The organism is Limibacter armeniacum (genome assembly GCF_036880985.1).
Classification (GTDB): domain Bacteria; phylum Bacteroidota; class Bacteroidia; order Cytophagales; family Flammeovirgaceae; genus Limibacter; species Limibacter armeniacum.
Map to the genome: position 1 here is coordinate 147,934 of NZ_JBAJNO010000008.1, position 18,419 is coordinate 166,352.

Sequence of the window (18,419 nt, forward strand, 5' to 3'; positions counted from 1 at the left end):
TATCAATTATCCCTTTGTTGAACCATCGGGTTCAGTTGAAGGCGATCTGTAAGGAGTCATTAAAGGCAACCCTTATAGTAAATATAACTATTTTGCGTATTAATTGCTTTTATATCTGTACGTAATGCAAGGCTTTCTGTTGTGGTCAGCTTTTTAAAGCCGCATTAATATCAAGTATATTTTCTTCCAGATACCTGTCCCAAATTTCTCCTTTCAGGTATTCATGTCCATATACACCTCTTTTTTTCAATTCCCCTACTAGGTCAACATCCATAAAATGGTTCAGATACTCAGAGGCAATTGGCTCATAGCTGTAGTGCCAAGGTTCATAAGAAAACCCTTTTCTGACAAGGTCATCTGTATAGGACATGTAGAAGCCAAAGTCAGGGCCGTACTTTTCCATCCACTTACGCATGTTGTCATAATGCTTGGGATCATGGAAATACTTTGTTTCGAGCGGGGATTTAGGCATAGGTTTGTAGACATCAATGATGTCAATATCAGTGCCCCAATGGTGGCGGGATGTGCCCGGAATAGTGGAAAACTTGATGATCTCTTCAATCGCTAAAGTAGGAGACATACCTTTTTTGGTGTACTGAACGTACTTGTTGTTCCAAATGGTTCGCTGTCTGTTGAAGCTGCGGAAACCGGACAGAATATGAAGTTTCATGCGGTCTTTCAAAGCTGCTTTTCTCATATCGGCAAACGCCTTTCCTGCCTCATATCGCAAAGGAATATCTTTACTGTATAGCTTGGGTGACTTTTGTCCTGTCAGAGCTTCGATGGAAGGTCCTTGGGCAAATGCTGCTGTCGATGTGAAAGGTAATGATAGTGCTGAGAGTCCTATAATTCTGGTGAAAGTCCTTCTGTCCATTCTATTTTACTGGTCGCTGATGTAAGAGTCGTGTAAGTATTCAGTAAAAATAATAAAAAACCCTGAGGATGTTTAATTATTCCCTCAGGGCTAAAATATTTCCACAAATGACTTGCCTACTCTTAATGAACAGGAGTCATTTCAACTACTTTTCCTATGATTTTCTGCCATGCGGTAAAACCTCCAGCAATGTTATTGATCTGTAGGAATTCATTATGCTGGAGAATCAGGGAGGCTAGGTAGCCCCTTAACCCTTTAGCACAATAAACGAATATTTCCTGTTCTTTATTTAATTCTTGTAGCCTATCGCGGAGTGAGTCAAGTGGAATATTGATAGCATTCTCTATTGTCCCATTTTTTTCTATCTCTTGCGGATTTCTGACATCCAAGATGGTATAATCTCCTGCTGGATTGGCTGTGAAAATACAGTCAGCCTCAGCAGCATTTATTTCATTGTATTGGTTATCTAATGAGTTAGAAGCTGTATAGCCTGCTACAATTACAGGATCTTTGGCAGGAGAGAAAGGAGGCGCATAGGCTAGGTCCAGTTTTGGAAGATCATCGATTGTCAGCTTTGCATAAATAGCCGTCGCTAATACATCGACCCGTTTGTCTACGCCCACTTCTCCAAACAGTTCAGCTCCGTAGAGTTGCCTTGTTTCAGGGTGATAATAGATTTCCAAGTAAATATCTTTTTGGTTTGGATAAAAGCTTGGAGTAGCACCTGCAATCACAAAAGTTGAGGCATATGGCAAACCTGCTTTTTCGAGCGTTTTAGGATTCATGCCTGTGCGGGCAATCGTATAATCAAACAGTTTCATAATGGCGGTCCCATAGCCACCTTCAAAAGTTGCTTTGCCTCCAGCTGCATTGGCTCCTGCTGCACGTCCACCTTTGTTGGAGTGAGTTCCCATCGGAAACCAACAAGGAGTTCCTGTTACCATATTAGGAATACTGGCGCAATCACCTGCAGCATAAATATTTGGCAGGGATGTCTCCATTCTTTCATTTACAATCAGGGCGCCGTTACCTAGCTGTTCGGCTCCTTTAGCTGTCAGCATCTCTGTATTTGGCTTGACACTGATACCAACCAGCATATAGTCTGTGCTAATTTGCTCTCCATTGCTTAGTGTCAGGGTATTCGTTTGAGCGTCGATAGCTGAAACACTGACGCCTAATCGGAGGTCTATCCCTCTTTCTTGAAGTACAGCTTCAGCCATGCGGGCAAACTTCTTGTCCCAAGGGGCCAGAATTTGATCTCCCAATTCTATGACAGTGACTTTTTTGCCTGCATGGTATAGGTTTTCGGCAGTTTCAAGTCCAATAAGCCCAGCTCCTACAATAGTGATATGTTCGGCAGTTTCCATTATGCCTGATGACATGACCTTGTCAAAGTCTTCAATGGTTTTGGCATGTGCCCAGTTTTTGTATGACGAAAGCCCATCTATTGGAGGTACAACTGCTCTGCCACCAGTTGCAAAAATCAGCTTGTCGTATGCGTATTTGCCTTCAGGGGTATAAACAGTTTGTTGTTCAGGATCTATATCAATAACAGGTTCATTGAGGTGTATCTCTACGCCAAACCTTTGTTCAAGAAGTTGAGGTTTTACGACCATCAATTTATCTCTTGATGCGATTTTGCCAGACATTGCATAAGGTATACCACAAGTAGCATAACTGATATGACTTGTCTTCTCAAATAGTAGAATTTCAGCTTGTTCATTGGTTCTTCTTGCTTTCGCTGCAGCTGAAGGTCCAGCTGATAGTCCGCCTATAATGATGATCCTTTCTTTCATGCCTTTTATATTTGTTTCTAGTATTTGTTCTTTGTCTACTTTGCAAAGATGAGGGAGGGAAACGTATATTTCTGATGACTTATATCAATAAAATATTAATATGAACATATTTGCATGTTAAAAATATGTGAATAAAGTCAATAACTGAAAAGTTATATGAATCAGTTGCTTAGCTCAGCATATATAGATGGTGAGCTATAAAAAAGAAAACTTGGGAAAGGAAGACAAAGATGGCTATCGGGTTTTCTTTTTGGAAAGGTAGTTTGTAATAAAGGTATGACAGACCAAAAGCGACAATAAACCACATCAGGTAATTTTGTAATGGAATATCAGGGGATAGCCAGTGCCAAAAGTCAAGGTGAATAGCAACTGGTTCGATCAGTACATCAGTAAGCATCATCAAAAGTGCAGCAATCAAAGCTTTCGTCAGTGGAAGGTAGTTAAGTTGAAGCTTGCTGATGATTTGTTGGACAGATGCTGCAATTGAGTAGGTAAGCATCATCCAGTTTAGTCCAATCGTAAAAGGAACGCCAAAAGCTTTCCATCCCAGCATTTCGCCATAGGTGTACTCTCCAAAAAGTAGTCCAGTCTGGACACCTGCTACTTCTACCCAATAACCTATCAGAAAGCTGATCGCTAGAAATGAAATAGCATTTCGATTCCATTCCTGATGAAACAGCAGCAAAATAGTGGATGTAAGCAGCAGGTTCAAAGGAGTCAGCTCAGTAAAAGAATCAAATGGTGTAAGAGCATTTAAAGTGTCTTGCATAAAAGGGGAAATCATTCCCAGAAAGCCAAAAAAATGTAAGGCAATCAGCAATGACAGGGCACCTGTAAAAAGAGGTTCCTGTAAAGGTGTAGTTTGTTTAGAAAGTGTCTTTACGGGCATGTTTTGGAAGTCAGTTAGTCAATTCAAATGTTTAGAGTACAAGAACCTAAGGTGATATCAAATTGTTTGCTTCTGCTATCAGTAAGTAGACTCTATTTCTAAACTTCGTTATCTTCACCATCAAATTTACATTTTTTGAAGAGATATGAATCATCCGACCGTAACAGTGGTTTGCCTCAGTTATCAACACAGAGAGTTTGTGGAGGAAGCATTGAACTCTGTATTTACTCAGACTTATCAACCTATAGAGTTGATTGTGGTGGATGATGCCAGTACTGATAGAAGTCAGGAAAGGATCAGGGAAGTACTGAAAGATAAACCTGCGGTGCGCTTTATCGCGAATCAGGTTAATCAGGGAAACTGCAAGGCTTTCAATAGTGCGCTTTCATATGCAAGTGGGAAGTACATTATTGATTTGGCAGCAGACGATGTAATGTACCCTGACCGAATCGAACAGCAGGTACAGCTTTTTGAGTCACTGTCTGAGGAGTATGCTGTAGTATTTTCGGATACGCATTTTATCAATGAGGCAGGGGATAGAATTGGAGAAACTTTCTACAAACGGAATCGAGAAGGTGTATTAGAGGAGAAAGTACCTTCAGGAAATATCTATACAAGGCTACTTCAGAATCCGCCAATGATTAGCCCTCCCACTCAAATGTTTCGCACAGCCGTTCTGAAAGCAATAGGTGGCTATGATGCATCACTGAGCTATGAGGATTATGATTTTTGGGTCAGGACAGGCAAATACTATAAGTATGCTTTTTTGGATAGCGTCACAACTGCCAAAAGGGAATTGCCTTATTCTCATGGAAAGGCTTTTTACAACAAAAGGCGGAACCAGCACCTTTGGTCAACGCTGAAGGTCAGTAGAAAAGCACAATCCCAAAATGAGTTGAATGAAGAAAACAAAGCACTGGCAAAGTCTGTACGTTACCATATACGCTTGGCATTCTTTACTGAAAACTTTGAAGTGGGAGAGGAGTTTGCCAAGCTTTTAAAAGAGTTGGAAGACTTAACTCCAATGGACAGGCTATTTGTAGGGATGTTAGCTGTGAAACTGCCGCTTAATTGGTTTTACAGTAAAATAAGAGGGTAGGGCTGAACTGCACCAGCCCATCTCATAACCTGAAAATTAGCTTTTCAGGTTATGAAGCATATTGAAAGTGGTATTGACCGATGACTTATCCACAATCAGGGAAAACTCGTGTTTAGTGGAGATAATCTCAACCACGTTGATGTTTTCCCAAGCCAGTCTTCTCAGGATATAATAAAATACACCAGGTACGTCTTTTTTGTAAGATGTAGGTGTACGCATGGTTACCGAAGCAAGGTCTTCAATCTTAGATAATAACTCTTCTCCACTGAAAATGCCTTCCAGTTCAGAACTCATCCATTTACTGGTAACGATGTTAGTCTCATAGACCCCTTTTGAAGAGGCGTGGAAAATATCTTTCTGTTCCTGAATCAAACTCAATAGTTTCTGCTGTTTGGGAACAAGCGTTGTCGAGTTCTTGTAAGCATAGTCAATCAGGTCTGAACGAACGATGATCTCACCCATACTACGGATATATTCAAGGATGTCTTTTTCAAGATGCTGTGTCATCAGCTTTGGTTTTAACCGCTTGAGCGCCATTACTATGGCTCCCATTTGTACATCCTTGTAAAGCTTTTCTTCGATTTCAGGTTTTATTTTTCTGGCGAGAGCACTGTAGTTAATGATGTCTTCAGAGATGGCTTCAACCAAAAAAGGAGAACGGAGTATAATATCTTCTACGACTTCGGGGATAGTTGTCATTAATGAACTAGTTGTTTGTTAAATTTGTATGAATATTCATGGGAAATTCATCAAATAAAATACTTTTAGAGGAGATATGTATGATTCTAAACTTTTTTGTTTGAAAAAATATATTGATGTTAAAAAATACATAAGGTAAGGTTGCCATAAAATAACAAAAGCCTCCGTCGATTCGCGGAGGCTTTTGTGTTATAACATACAGAATATGTAAAAGGGTAGATCAGATAGTAGAAAGTAGCAATGAGAAATATTGTAGTTGAGTTACCAACTTATTACAATTGTAATATTAGGGCGCTTTCATGTTAAATGCAAATTAATTTTGTGTTTTTTTAAAAAGTCAATATTCATTATGGTTAATTGAAGTAAGTGTAAACCAAAAAATCGATTTTGATCGAAAGTTTAAAACTTTTGGTGATAAAGTGATATATTCAAGTGAGGTTGAAAAATTTATTTCAGAGAATCAGTTGATTAGGATTTTTCAAGCGTTTTTTTTGCGCTAAGCTTTGGAGATATTGATTTATGCTATACCTTTGCACTCGCAAAAACAGATACGGCGGCCATAGCTCAGTTGGTTAGAGCACCGGATTGTGGTTCCGGGGGTCGTGGGTTCGAATCCCATTGGTCGCCCCAAATTTATTCAAGTATCGTGTAATGGCGGTCATAGCTCAGTTGGTTAGAGCGCCGGATTGTGGTTCCGGAGGTCGTGGGTTCGAATCCCATTGGTCGCCCATTTAAAAAGGATAGTTCTTCATTTAGAACTATCCTTTTTTGTTTTTACTGCTGAGCTACTTTTTGTTGTACCATCCAGTTTCTGATAATGGGAAAGTGATCATTGGTACCTTCCTTGGCTGTGCAAATATCTATGTGTCCATAATCCTTTTTGTGTCCATTAGTTTTTGACAATAGCATAAATTTATCCGTTGGGTTATCAACTTCCTTCATCAGTCTTTTGACGTCATCCTGATGCCCTAGGTAAAACTCATTGATCCCTGTCATGTACAGCGTTGGTGGAATGTTCTGAGCCGTTTTAAATGCTTGCAGGTAGTCAAATCCATCATTGACACCTTTCCATTCATAAAGAGAATAAACCCATTTCCTACAATCACTGTAAACATTGGCTGATTCATTGGCTGAACCTATTTTCAATTGTATGGCAGGCAGGAAGCCGTATAGGGAAGTCAGTGTACGTCCAACCAAGTTCCACATCAGGTCAATGGCAAAGTATTTTTTCAGGTTTCGTACACTGATACTCCGTTTGGTCGCCAGAAAGACCATGGACTCGAAGGATGCTTGTGGGAAACGTGCCAAGTAGGCCAGCAGAAGCACACCTCCCCATGAGTGTGCAATGGCGTGTATAGGCGTTTCTGTCCCTCTGAGCTGCTGAATCTGTTTGACAAAAGCAGGAATCTCTTCGGTGATGGCTTGCTGCTGTGTATTGGTCGCTTGCCGGCTAACTGTAGGAGTGCTTAATCCCCTTCCACGAAGGTCAGCTACATATACGTCGAGTCCTTGTTTGGCGAGGTATGGGGCAAGTCCTTTCATAGACTTTGAATAAAAAATATTGCCACTTTCAATACTTCCGTGAATCATGAGTACAGGGGCTCCTTCAGGGTTACTCCAAATGCGTTTGAGGTGGAGCTGTTCATCTCCTAAAGGGATAAAGTGGGATGTAGTTTGGATAGTTGACATGATTTAAAAAGTGTTGTTACAAGGTTTATAGTGAATGTATGTTCAATGATACATTAATTCATTTCTCAAGACAAGTTTTGAGATAAGGCTGTGAATAGCGGTTTGGTGTGTTTTTTGCCTGTTTTCTTACCTAAAAGGAATATGTAAACTTGATATCTGGCTGGCTTCAGTAGCTATGATATAATCTCAATGGAATAATAAAACATACTGAATAAAAAGTGATAAAATGCTTTGAATCATCAGGATGTGGATTTAACTTCGAGAATATTTTATACTAATATTTCCACTTAGAACTCAAAAGCTGTCTGTTCAAGATAATAACCCTCTTGTCAGGCATTTTTTCATATATACAGAAAAACGTGACCGAAAACGGGTTTCTTTAGTGGTATTGCTGGATATCCAATAGAATTTTAAGCTAAAACCAACATGTCTGCTCGATTATTTTTCAAGAAAACAGCCCGCTTGATCTTACGCTTTCATTTGCTGTTTATCCTCCTCGCAGGAATCGGTGCATTGTACCTTAAGTACTTTAATCCTCCGCTAACAATGTTGATGCTTTACAGGGGGCAAATGGGACACAGAGGAATGGAGCGTCCTTCTTTTGTGCCTTTACATGACCTTCCTGAAGACCTACGCATCAGCCTTATCAATTTGGAAGACCCAAACTTCTACAGTCATTATGGTTTTGATGTGAAGCGTATTCAGACAGCATATGAAAAGAATGAGGAAAAGGGATACTTTGCTTATGGTGGAAGTACGATTACACAGCAGCTGGCCCGGACAATGTTACTGACACCTCATAAAAACTATTTTAGAAAGTACCTTGAGCTGATTGCTGCATTGGAGCTTGAGCTGATTCTGGATAAGGACCGCATCTTGGAGCTGTATGTAAACTATATGGAGTGGGGCAATAGAGTATATGGTATCAGTGATGCTGCTGACTATTATTATAAGAAAGATGTAGAAAGGCTTTCTAGAAGGCAGAAAATCAAGCTGGCAGCCATATTGGCCAGTCCGCTCAACTTTGGTCCGTCCAATTATAAGGAAAACAAGTTGCTGGAAGCCCGATACCAGTTGCTTGACAAGTTTCTGATAGATTGAGCCTGTTAAATCGATTATAGAAATAATACAGTGAAGTGAAATAATATTTCTTTAAAAGTTATTATTTCAAAATAAAACAAAACAATTGGACTTTTGGGTAGAAGCCTTTAGAATAGATTAACACCTGTTATAGATCTTTTAACAAATTATTTCCCCTTATATATTGTTTGACAATCATATAAGGGGATTTCTTGTTTTAAGACAGGTCTCCTCTTTAAGTAATTAATTAATGTAAGTATTAAAATTCAGTCCCTTGAAAGCACTGCCAATTTGGGACTTAGACATTTATCTTGAAGAAGTTGGCAGGCAAAATTAATTTCAACCAAAAGCTAGTGAAATGAAAAAACTGATTTTAATCCTCGCTGTTTTCCTGATGGGAAGCTTTTCTGCAATGGCACAAACTAGAGGTGCTATGTCTACAGATCAGAAAGTAGATAAGGTAATGGAAAACCTATCACAACAAATTAATCTCAATGAGGATCAGAAAGCTTCTGTAAAGCAGATTTATACTGATATGTATAATGAAGCTGAAAGACTGAAAACAAGTGGAGAGCAGCCTACAGGAGAAACATTAGAACAATTGAAAAGTCAAACAGATGATAAGTTAAAAGAAGTGTTGACTGAAGAGCAGTTCAACCAATATCAACAAGTAAAAGAAGAAATCAATCCTGAGCAAGGTCAAGACAACAGAATGGATGATCCTCAGTACAAAGACAGAGGTGAAATGGATAAGGACATGCAGGAGATGGAAGACCACATGGACGAAGAGATTGATGAAATGGACGAAAAAATAGATGATAAGATAGAAGAAGGAGAAGAACAAATGGACGATCGCTATTAATCATTGGCGACGTAAGTACATCTGAAACTTATCATCAAGTTGAAGGCAGAGGGAGAAATTTCCCTCTGCCTTTTTTTGTCCGTCGGTGAAAAATAAGGCTTTGTCGGTGAAATGCCCTCAAACATATATCTCATATGTAAAGGTGTATCCTGTTTTGCACATTTGTAATATCAGCAGTGGCTAACGCCCATAAGTCTGAATAGATAGCATGTGAAACACAAAAATGAATAACATATGAAAAAGTTGATCTTAATTATCGGTATTGCACTTATGGGAAGCATGTCATTGATGGCACAGGACAGAGGACCAAGAATGACGGCAGAGGAGCGCGTAGAAAAAATCATGGAAAACTTCTCAAAGCATGTAACGCTAGATGAAACGGAAACAGCATCAGTCAAGCAAGTGTACACAGAGATGTTTGCCGAGATGGAAGAAATGAGAAGCAGTGGCGAACGTCCTGACCGAGAAGAGATGATGGAAAAGATGAAGCAGATGAGAGAAGAGAAGGAAACAAAGCTTAAAGAGATACTAGGGGAAGAGAAATTTGCACAGTACGAAGCCGCTGTTGATGAAATTGAGCCTGGCAGAAGAGGCGGAGGTCGCAAAGGCGGCAGAAGATAAATTATTATATAAACCAAACCTATTTCAACCTTAGACAATACAATTATGAAAAAGACGACAGCGATATTATTAGCGATGATGATGATGGTGACAACCTTATTTGCACAGGATACACCTAAGTCAGATAGTAAAAAAGATAGATCTGAAAGAGTAGAAGGCAGACATAGAGGATCTCATCATGGTAATAGAGGTGAGCACAAAATGCGAATTCCGGGCCTGACAGATGAGCAACATGAAAAAATAAAAGCGATTCATGTCAAATATGGCAAGGAAATGTTACCGATACGCAATGAGATCAAGGAGCAAAAAGCAAAACTGAACTCTTTGCAGACCGCAGAGAATGTGGATATGAAAGCCATCAACAAAACGATTGACAATATTAGCAAGTTAAAAGGAGATCTGATGAAGCAAAGAGCGGCATCTCATCAGGAAGTGAGGGCTTTGCTAAATGATGAGCAACGTTTGTTCTTGGACACATATCATGGTGAAGGTCATGGCAGAAAAATGAAAGGGAAGTGGTAGATTAGTGATTGGAAAGTTACAGCCTTCCTACTTGCTATGGTAAGTAGCGAAGGCTGTAAAATATGGTTACGTCAATAGGAAGACAGACTATGCATAAATTAGACGCAAAAGAAGGATATAAAAGGAATACGGAGCTGCTGATTCATTTGGCAATTTGGCTGGTGGTGTTTTCTGCGCCACTGATTTTCTTGAGTAGCAGTGAAATGGGAGGTTTGTCCATTAGGTCGGCCCGAAGGTGGATTCCCTTGTTTCTGTATCCAGTACTTTTTTATGTGAACTATCTGGTACTGGTGCCGAAACTGTTGTTCAAGAAAAGGCATTATGCGTATATGGCCGGTGTGTTTTTGCTGGTGGTGCTGGGTATTTGGGGCGAAGCAATTCTGGCCCATGTTATTTGGCTGCTTGATGACACTAAACCTATGCGAGAGCCTCGTTGGCCAAGACCCGATTTTCCTTTTCCTGTCCAGCTAAGGGTAGAAAGGCTTGTACGGCAAGTATTGGCTTTTGTGACCATGATTGGGTTGAGTACAGCCATCAGGGTGACGTACCGATGGTTTGCGGATGAAAAGGCTCGTGAAGAATTGGAGCAGCAACGACTTCACTCGGAGCTGTCATTGCTGAAGAACCAACTGAACCCACATTTTTTCTTTAATACGCTGAATAATATTTATGCATTGATAGCTGTCCGTCCTGACGATGCTCAAAAGGCTGTCCATAAACTTTCAAAGCTGATGCGCTATCAGTTGTATGAAGCTGATACGGTGTTGGTAGGGTTGAAAGATGAATTACAGTTTTTGCAAACTTATATTGACCTGATGTCACTGCGCATCACAAAAGATGTAGAGCTGGTTGTTTCACTGCCTTCCGTGGGTAACCAAGTGAAAATACCTCCTTTACTTTTTGTTACATTGGTAGAAAACTCGTTCAAACATGGCGTGAGTTATACGGAAGAGTCTTATATCCGAGTAGACTGTGACATCAAAGGTGGAAAGGTAGTGTTTGAAACCGCTAACAGCAAGCCACAGAAGCCACAGGAAAACAAGGAAGCATCAGGGATAGGCATGCAAAATATACAAAAGAGACTGAACCTGTTATATCCTAACAACTACACTTTTGATGTGATTGAAACAGACAAGAGTTATATTGTAAGGCTTGAAATTCCAGTACAAACCGAACACCGTTTTTAATCTAAAAATGAACTATCATGGAGATCAGATGTGTAGCAATAGATGATGAGCCTTTGGCATTGGAACTGGTGACCAGCTATATTGAAAAGACACCATTTCTGACGCTTGTAGGAAAGTATAGCTCGGCGTTGCAGGCAATGGAGGCGCTTGATGAAGAAGAAACAGATTTGCTTTTCTTGGACATCAACATGCCCGACCTGACAGGGATTGAATTTTCCAAGACGCTGAAAGGAGGGCCAAAGGTGATATTTACCACTGCTTATGAAGAATATGCGCTGGAAGGGTTTAAGGTCAATGCAATTGATTATTTGCTGAAGCCATTCAGCTATGAGGAATTCCTGACAGCGGTCAACAAAGCCAAGCAGTATTTTTCTTTGGTGGAGAAAGCAGAGAGTACACAGGATGATTTCTCTGTCAAAAGTGATTACCTCTTTGTGAAGTCTGAGTATAAGATCCGAAAGATATACCTGAATGATATCCTGTACATCGAAGGACTAAAAGATTACGTGAAAATATATACCAGCAATGAAATGATTATGTGTTTGGCTAGCCTGAAGTCATTGGAGCAAAAACTCCCAAGTACTTCCTTTATGCGCGTGCATAGGTCATACATTCTTCATTTGGATAAGATCGAAACAATTGAACGTGGACGTGTTGTTTTTGGAGATGTATACATTCCAGTAAGTGACCAGTATAAAGAGAAGTTTCAGGAATTTTTAGGCGATAGCCTTCTGTAAACAGATATATCATCGAAATCGGAAGTTTTAAACGCTTCAATGATTTATTGGTTCAACTCCTTTGGAGTTGGATAAATGGATTTACTTATACCGTAGGCTTTGGCCTACGGTTACTATTATTGAATCCCGTTGGGATTTTTTCTTTTACAGCCAACCCTGTTTCCAAAGGAAACAAACCATATTAGCTTCGGATGGCAATCCGGATTTTGCAATGTTCATTATACTATAACCCTGAAAGGGTTGAACAGGATAACATCATCATTTTAATATGTGAAAGGGTTAGCATAAAAAATCTCTATTCCAATTCAATATTTGCTTAAAAAGAAAGACTTGAGTAATGCACTCAAGTCTTTTATTTTTTTACATGTTCGGGTTTGCAAAAGTATTGCCTTGTAAGATATCACCAGTCTCCAGTCCTTTTTTAAACCAGTACATACGTTGCTTGGAAGTTCCATGCGTAAAAGCATCAGGGACTACATAGCCTTGTGCTTGCATCTGGAGTCTGTCATCCCCAATGGCATTGGCACACCTCATGGCTTCCTCAATGTCTCCCTCTTCCAAAATATGTTTCATCTTTTCAGCATGATTAGCCCAAACTCCCGCATAGAAGTCAGCCTGAAGCTCTAGTCTGACCGATAGTGCATTGTATTGAGCCTTGCTGGCTCTTCCTCGTTGTGAGTGGACTTTATCAGTGGTCCCAAGTAGTTTCTGTACATGGTGCCCCACCTCGTGAGCAATGACATAAGCCATTGCAAAATCTCCCGGAGCACCAAAACGAGTCCGAAGCTCATCATAAAATGTAAGGTCAATATAGACCGTTTCATCCGCAGGACAGTAGAATGGTCCTGTTGCCGAACTAGCATTTCCACATCCAGAGCGGGTAGCACTAGTAAATAACACCATCTTAGGCTCGCGATACTGGCTGCCATTATCCCTGAATATTTTGTTCCAGACATCTTCCGTATCTGCTTGGACTACGGAGACAAAAGCCGCCAGTTCATCTTCTTCAGCAGAAGGAACACCTCTTGTGGTAGTTTGTTCTTTCAGTGCAGCTCCGCCGCCAACTATGTTTAAGTATTGCAGAGGATTGCCACCAAAGATAAAGGATAGCACAATGGCGATGACGATTCCTCCAATGCCTAATTTCATTTTGCCACCACCTTGACCTCGACGATCGTACGTATTGGAACTTTGTCTTCTTCCTTTCCAGCGCATAGTTTTTGGGTTTTGTGTAATGAGTAAGTGCCTTCAAGATTTTTAACATTAAGCTGTTTGAATAGTTCCTTTTAATGGTTGAATGTAAAAGGCTAGCATTGTGGAATTTTTATAGCGCTTCTAGTTTAGAAATTAAATTAACGCTATCGATTTCGTTTAACGACTTTCATTAGGTTCTTGAAGGAACTTATGTTGAATGTTTCGAAGGAATTGACCTTTAGTATTCAATTTGAAAGAGCTCTAAATAATTCTGTAGCATTGTAGGGAAAGGATTCTGTAGTGCTTTCTGTTAGATGAAAAATTGAATATCCTGTAAAACTTACAACCAGAGCCGTTGCCCTTTTTTTAATCCTTGCGATTTGTTTTTACTATTAGGTTAGTAAACAAATTGTAGCATCCATGCCCCACCTAACCTACAACCAACGGAAAATAATTCAGCAAGGCATTAGCCAAGGAAAAAGCAATGCAGCGATTGCCCGTGAGCTGAAAGTGCATCGTGCTACCGTAGGCAGGGAGATCAAGCGGAACGGTGGAAGCCGTGCGTTGTATGACTGTCATCTGGCACAGCGGATGGCAACCTACGAGCAACGTTACGCCAGTCGTTACCTACGCAAGGCAAAGGGAAAAGGAAGCGTGCAGGGTAGCCGCATGGTTTACAGGCTGACGGGTAACTTTGTAGGCAGTCGTTATTATTTTTATGATAGTCGCAGGAGATTGATAAGAAAGGTTGAAGACAGGAGGATCAGGTTGGGACAGCACTGGAACGGTCCCGTTTGGCGTTGGAACAAAACTGATGACCGTTGGGCGAGAAGGAGAAAACTCACTTGGCAAAATTATTTTGACAGCTTGATCGCCTTGAAAACTTACATGGCTGAAAAAAAATTGAAACCTGTTACCGCTAGAAATTTAGAACCGGATGCTCAAAAAATACAGACAGACAGGGCGTCGGCAGGGAAAGGGTCCGTCCGTTTGTTTGCAGCAACCGCTGGTTATCAAAAATTCCGAAGGGCAAGCGCTTGAAAAGACTGTGGTCTGGTGAAAATTTTTCCTACTGACCGTTTATTTTTCTATCGCCCACTGCTGAAAAGAAAAATGGATGGTGAAAGATCAAAGCAACATACTCGAAGGGACGGTGTGTTGCTTTTTGTTTTAAGCCGGATTGTAGGGAGGCAAGCTGACAATGGAGACTTTACTCACGAAAAAAAATATTTAGGTAGCCCACCAAAAAAAATCGGAAGGACTGTTGATAAGATTTGTCAGCCGAGGTGCTGAAATTTTTTCGGAGCCTTCCATCATTTTTTTTTGAAAGGGCTTTTAAGCAAGATCTGAATTAAAACTTCCGACTTCAATGATACATCTGCTTCAATAGGAAAAGGTGTGTACAACAAAAAAAAGCAACACCCTTTATTTAGCGTGTTGCTTTTCAAATTTAAATAATTCTGAGCTGAAGCTTATGCTGTTGCCACTGGTGTAATAACAATATCCAGCTCCATTTCAATGTCTTCCATTGGCTCTAGTTCCTCTTCCACCACAAAGCACATAGACAATCCTTTTCTACCGGCTCTACCAGTACGTCCGCTTCGGTGCGTATAGTATTCGATCTGTTCAGGAAGGTTATAATGTGCTACGAAGCCGAGGTTCTTGATGTCCAAGCCACGAGCAGCAACGTCTGTAGCCACAAGGATTTGCGTTTTCTTGCTGCGGAACATACGCATCACCTTGTCACGCTCACTCTGGAACATTTCTCCCTGAATAGGTTTGGCCAGTAGGCCTTTTTCTTCCAGCTGTGCTGCCAGTTTTCTGACTGTGGCTCTGGTTTTACAGAAAACAATCCCTTGTTGGTTGCCCTGCTTTTTCAGAAACTTCAACAGCATTGGCACTTTTTCTTTCACATTGTCACAAAGTGTGTAGAAGTGCTCAATATTTTTGTTGACCAGTTGCTCCTTGTCTACCTCTACCTTGTGCGCATCAGGCTTCATAAACTGCTTGATAAGCTGCTTGATCTCCTCTGGCATAGTAGCAGAGAACAGCCATGTATGACGCTCCTTTGGCGCAAAGCGAAGAATGCGGTCAATATCTTTTTTGAAGCCCATGTTAAGCATCTCATCTGCTTCGTCCAATATCACGTATTCTACTTGCGATAAGTCGATAGCCTGTCTATCCAGCAGGTCGTTAAGACGTCCGGGAGTAGCGACAACGATTTGGGTAGGGCGTTTCAGTTTTTCAATCTGGGCATCAATCTTGTCACCGCCGCATATGGCTTCAGTAAAGATTTTTTCCGGATAGTATTTGGTAAACCTGAACAGCTGCTTGGCTATTTGCTTTGCCAGTTCACGTGTAGGTGAAAGCACAATGGCTTGCACATATGGCTTGCTGCCATCGATTTTTTGTATCAGCGGCAGACCGAACGCAGCGGTTTTACCTGTTCCGGTTTGTGCCAGTCCAATAAAGTCAGTGTCCTGCTCATTCAAGAAAGGAATAGTCTTTACCTGAATTTCTGTAGGGGATTCAATATGATTTTCGTTCAGCGCCTTGATCAGGTCTGCTGAAACTCCTAATGATGCAAAACTTGCCAAAATCGTAATGTTTTTAGTTGAAGGTGCAAAGATAATGGAATAGCAGAGAGTCCTAAGCTTTGCCATACAAGAGTTAACAAAGAAAATAGATATTCGAACCTATGGCAAGTAAAGTGGGTCTATTGAGATAGAAACCAAACCCTTACCGATAATGAATCTTAAAAACATTATTCGCTTGCTGCTACTGTTGACGCTCCTTGCTTGTGCCAGAAACAAGTTGCCCACTGCTGCTACAGCACTCACTGGCGAATGGACATGGATTGCTTCGTCCGGTGGCTTTGCGGGCGTGCATTATACGCCTAGTTCCACTGGCGATCAGATTAAAATTACATTTACAGAAGATACGTTCAGGAGATATAAGAATGGGATTCTGGAAATAGAAACTTCTTACCATTTAGTAGAGGGGGAAACCATTATGTCAACAGATTCTGTCACCTTGATTGAATATGGGAATGGTTTGCAACAATCTTTCAAGCTGGAAGGGGACAGGCTTTTTACTTTTGACGAGTGCTATGATTGTTTTAATAGCGAGTATATAAAAGAATAATATCATTTTGCGGGCGCTGATCTAAAGGATGCCGACTCAGGTCGTCAAATATTTCAAATATTCCATACATTTGTGTGAACGAAATTTTTTGGCGCTGAAATACCAACAACCATGATACGCATCATCATTGCGGATGATCATCAGATGTTTATAGACGGACTTAAGTCCTTGCTGATTGATGAACCGGATATTCAAGTAGTAGGAGAAGCACACAACGGACAGGAAGTCTTGGACTTGCTAGACAAGGTGGAAGCAAACTTTATCATTATGGATATCAGTATGCCGGATATGGATGGTATTCAGGCAACTGAAGCAGTACTGAAGAAAAAACCAGACATAAAAGTATTGGGACTTTCTATGCATAATGATAAGGACTTTATCTCCAATATGCTGAAAGTAGGGGCACAAGGCTATATCCTAAAGAATACAGGGAAAAAGGAACTTGTCAATGCAGTAAAGACAATCTGGGAAGGAGAAAATTACCTGAGTAAGGAAGTCTCGCAGACGCTTCTTACAAGTTTTATGAAAAAGCCTAAGGAAAAGGATGAAGTAGAGAAGCTCTCAAAGCGTGAGATGGAAATCCTGACCAACATTGCAGAAGGACTTACCACTCAGGATATAGCAGATAAACTTTTTATCAGCAAGAATACTGTTGAGACACACCGAAAGAATTTACTTTTTAAGTTGAAAGCCAAGAATACGGCTGAATTGGTCAATGTGGCTTTCAGAAAAGGAATAATAAAGTAATTGGATACTTAGACAGCACTTCTCGAAATTTTTTATCGGGAGTGCTGTTTTATTTTTTATCAAACGTATGGCTAAAATACTAAAAGCGACTTTCTTTTTACTTTCGATTGTTTGCTTCAAATCCTGTCTATCTCCTACCTTATTGGTTTCGGCAAAAGATGTAGAAGAAAAAGCGATCCAAAACATTACAGTTGAGAAAGGCGCCATTCCTCCAGATTTTGCAAACACTCACGCTGTTTTATTGTGTATGCTTCATGATGATTACAATAGCTTTAATAGAAATATGAAAAAGCATGTTGAGAATGAATATCATGGTGAAGTGGCGTTTGTCAGATGGGAAGACCTTGAAAAGGAAAAATATCAGGATCTGAAAAAATTCAGGTATGCCTTTTCAACTAAGCTGATCCCCGCAGCAGAAAAAAAGGAACAGCATCGTGAAACTTCTGCTGCCAACAGTGAAGAAGCAGCTGCCAACGACAGCTTGCAAAATGAAGATACAGCTACAGCGTATATACTGGACAGGTTAGAGAACAAAATCTATGCGTCGCCCTTTACCTCCAGCTTTTATGGCAAACTTACTTTGGCTTATATGATTAACCTTGAAAAGGAAAGACAGAAGGTCAAAGACAAAACTGATGTACAGTAGCGAGTAAAAAAAAGATGCTTCATCCACGAAGCATCTTTTTTGTTTGTCATCTATTTTATAAAAGGATAAAGATTTTTTTTGCTGTGCCGGTTCTGAATAAGATACATGGTGGCATCAAACAAAAGCAGAAATGCTCCCTGCACGATGATGGATTTGCCCAACCCTTTCAATTTTTCGTCGTTCGTTCGTTTTCCTCTTTCCCGCATATAAAGTCCGCCGGCAATGTATCCTGTGTCAAGACCCGTGTTGAGTAGGTAAAGTTTTTCATAACGCTGTTGCTCCGCTACGGTTTGGCTAAGTGAATACCGCTTTTGAGCATCCTTGTCAATTTTGATATAAGCAATGCTGGCAATGGCAAGGTTGACTAAATTCCAACCTGCATTCATTTGGTGAAAGGCTTTTGTCTCATGTTCGGTTTTGCCAATCAATACGCTGCTTGCCACAATGTTTGGGACTGCCCATCCAGCCAATACACCCATAGCGGCTTTATTGTATCGGATACTTTCTTGTCTGAAGCTGCTAAGTAACGGGGAGACGGTTGGTGTTGAGCCGGAACCTATTCTGGAGATGGCAAGTGTAGCAATTGATCTGATTATTTTTCCTATCATGTTTATTGGGTTTTAACAGTTGTGG

19 protein-coding genes and 2 tRNA genes are annotated in these 18,419 nt (G+C 40.5%); 13 read left to right on the forward strand and 8 right to left on the reverse strand.

Annotated features, from left to right (window positions below):
- Positions 1 to 145: 145 nt before the first annotated feature.
- The 3 genes from V6R21_RS06565 to V6R21_RS06575 all read right to left on the reverse strand — a co-directional run bounded on the left by V6R21_RS06565 (position 146) and on the right by V6R21_RS06575 (position 3,559).
- Entirely contained in the window at positions 146 to 874 is a 729-nt protein-coding gene (locus tag V6R21_RS06565) for a M15 family metallopeptidase (protein WP_334241948.1), read from the reverse strand.
- Positions 875 to 996: 122 nt separating this feature from the next.
- Positions 997 to 2,670, reverse strand: coding sequence for an FAD-dependent oxidoreductase (locus V6R21_RS06570; protein ID WP_334241950.1), 1,674 nt, complete (start codon positions 2,668 to 2,670; stop codon positions 997 to 999).
- A 169-nt stretch (positions 2,671 to 2,839) separates the two neighbouring features.
- Positions 2,840 to 3,559, reverse strand: coding sequence for a carotenoid biosynthesis protein (locus tag V6R21_RS06575; protein ID WP_334241952.1), 720 nt, complete (start codon positions 3,557 to 3,559; stop codon positions 2,840 to 2,842).
- Between the two features lie 145 nt (positions 3,560 to 3,704).
- Here V6R21_RS06575 and V6R21_RS06580 point away from each other — a divergent pair, with 145 nt between their 5' ends.
- Positions 3,705 to 4,658, forward strand: a complete 954-nt coding sequence (locus V6R21_RS06580; protein ID WP_334241955.1) for a glycosyltransferase family 2 protein — start codon at positions 3,705 to 3,707, stop codon at positions 4,656 to 4,658.
- A 36-nt stretch (positions 4,659 to 4,694) separates the two neighbouring features.
- Here the strand turns inward: V6R21_RS06580 and V6R21_RS06585 are convergent, their stop codons facing one another.
- Positions 4,695 to 5,357, reverse strand: a complete 663-nt coding sequence (locus V6R21_RS06585; protein WP_334241957.1) for a hypothetical protein — start codon at positions 5,355 to 5,357, stop codon at positions 4,695 to 4,697.
- Between the two features lie 553 nt (positions 5,358 to 5,910).
- Here V6R21_RS06585 and V6R21_RS06590 point away from each other — a divergent pair.
- Together V6R21_RS06590 and V6R21_RS06595 are read left to right on the forward strand one after the other, a co-directional pair.
- A tRNA-His gene (locus tag V6R21_RS06590) sits at positions 5,911 to 5,987 on the forward strand.
- Between the two features lie 24 nt (positions 5,988 to 6,011).
- A tRNA-His gene (locus V6R21_RS06595) sits at positions 6,012 to 6,085 on the forward strand.
- A gap of 46 nt (positions 6,086 to 6,131) precedes the next feature.
- Here the strand turns inward: V6R21_RS06595 and V6R21_RS06600 are convergent.
- Positions 6,132 to 7,046 carry an alpha/beta fold hydrolase gene (locus tag V6R21_RS06600; RefSeq protein WP_334241959.1) on the reverse strand — a complete coding sequence of 305 codons (915 nt, stop codon included), beginning with the start codon at positions 7,044 to 7,046 and terminating at the stop codon, positions 6,132 to 6,134.
- Positions 7,047 to 7,472: 426 nt separating this feature from the next.
- On the opposite strand from V6R21_RS06600, the gene V6R21_RS06605 reads away from it, so the two are divergent.
- The 6 genes from V6R21_RS06605 to V6R21_RS06630 all read left to right on the forward strand — a co-directional run bounded on the left by V6R21_RS06605 (position 7,473) and on the right by V6R21_RS06630 (position 12,055).
- On the forward strand, positions 7,473 to 8,147 hold the full coding sequence (locus V6R21_RS06605) for a transglycosylase domain-containing protein (RefSeq protein ID WP_334241962.1): 675 nt from the start codon (positions 7,473 to 7,475) through the stop codon (positions 8,145 to 8,147).
- Positions 8,148 to 8,484: 337 nt separating this feature from the next.
- Positions 8,485 to 8,988, forward strand: a complete 504-nt coding sequence (locus tag V6R21_RS06610) for a hypothetical protein (protein WP_334241964.1) — start codon at positions 8,485 to 8,487, stop codon at positions 8,986 to 8,988.
- 234 nt (positions 8,989 to 9,222) lie between these two features.
- Positions 9,223 to 9,609, forward strand: coding sequence for a hypothetical protein (locus V6R21_RS06615; protein WP_334241966.1), 387 nt, complete (start codon positions 9,223 to 9,225; stop codon positions 9,607 to 9,609).
- 45 nt (positions 9,610 to 9,654) lie between these two features.
- Positions 9,655 to 10,131 (forward strand): Spy/CpxP family protein refolding chaperone, encoded by a 477-nt coding sequence (locus V6R21_RS06620; RefSeq protein ID WP_334241968.1) that lies wholly within the window; start codon positions 9,655 to 9,657, stop codon positions 10,129 to 10,131.
- An 89-nt stretch (positions 10,132 to 10,220) separates the two neighbouring features.
- On the forward strand, positions 10,221 to 11,318 hold the full coding sequence (locus V6R21_RS06625; protein WP_334241970.1) for a sensor histidine kinase: 1,098 nt from the start codon (positions 10,221 to 10,223) through the stop codon (positions 11,316 to 11,318).
- A 17-nt stretch (positions 11,319 to 11,335) separates the two neighbouring features.
- A complete protein-coding gene (locus tag V6R21_RS06630; RefSeq protein WP_334241972.1) occupies positions 11,336 to 12,055 on the forward strand; it encodes a LytR/AlgR family response regulator transcription factor in 720 nt (239 codons plus the stop codon).
- A gap of 360 nt (positions 12,056 to 12,415) precedes the next feature.
- Here V6R21_RS06630 and ypfJ read toward each other — a convergent pair whose 3' ends face one another.
- Entirely contained in the window at positions 12,416 to 13,270 is an 855-nt protein-coding gene (gene ypfJ, locus V6R21_RS06635) for a KPN_02809 family neutral zinc metallopeptidase (protein ID WP_334241974.1), read from the reverse strand.
- Positions 13,271 to 13,669: 399 nt separating this feature from the next.
- Here ypfJ and V6R21_RS06640 point away from each other — a divergent pair, with 399 nt between their 5' ends.
- Positions 13,670 to 14,290, forward strand: a complete 621-nt coding sequence (locus tag V6R21_RS06640; protein WP_334241976.1) for a helix-turn-helix domain-containing protein — start codon at positions 13,670 to 13,672, stop codon at positions 14,288 to 14,290.
- A 431-nt stretch (positions 14,291 to 14,721) separates the two neighbouring features.
- Here the strand turns inward: V6R21_RS06640 and V6R21_RS06645 are convergent, their stop codons facing one another.
- Positions 14,722 to 15,912, reverse strand: coding sequence for a DEAD/DEAH box helicase (locus V6R21_RS06645; protein WP_334241979.1), 1,191 nt, complete (start codon positions 15,910 to 15,912; stop codon positions 14,722 to 14,724).
- Between the two features lie 85 nt (positions 15,913 to 15,997).
- Between V6R21_RS06645 and V6R21_RS06650 the strand changes: the two genes are divergently transcribed.
- The 3 genes from V6R21_RS06650 (at position 15,998) to V6R21_RS06660 (ending at position 17,786) form a co-directional block, all read left to right on the forward strand.
- Positions 15,998 to 16,393 (forward strand): hypothetical protein, encoded by a 396-nt coding sequence (locus tag V6R21_RS06650; RefSeq protein WP_334241980.1) that lies wholly within the window; start codon positions 15,998 to 16,000, stop codon positions 16,391 to 16,393.
- 111 nt (positions 16,394 to 16,504) lie between these two features.
- A complete protein-coding gene (locus V6R21_RS06655) occupies positions 16,505 to 17,140 on the forward strand; it encodes a response regulator transcription factor (RefSeq protein WP_334241982.1) in 636 nt (211 codons plus the stop codon).
- Between the two features lie 67 nt (positions 17,141 to 17,207).
- Positions 17,208 to 17,786, forward strand: coding sequence for a hypothetical protein (locus V6R21_RS06660; RefSeq protein ID WP_334241984.1), 579 nt, complete (start codon positions 17,208 to 17,210; stop codon positions 17,784 to 17,786).
- A gap of 50 nt (positions 17,787 to 17,836) precedes the next feature.
- On the opposite strand, the gene V6R21_RS06665 is transcribed toward V6R21_RS06660, so the two are convergent.
- The gene (locus V6R21_RS06665) at positions 17,837 to 18,394 is read right to left on the reverse strand and encodes a DUF6992 family protein (protein ID WP_334241986.1); all 558 of its coding nucleotides are present in this window, start codon (positions 18,392 to 18,394) and stop codon (positions 17,837 to 17,839) included.
- Positions 18,395 to 18,419: the final 25 nt, after the last annotated feature.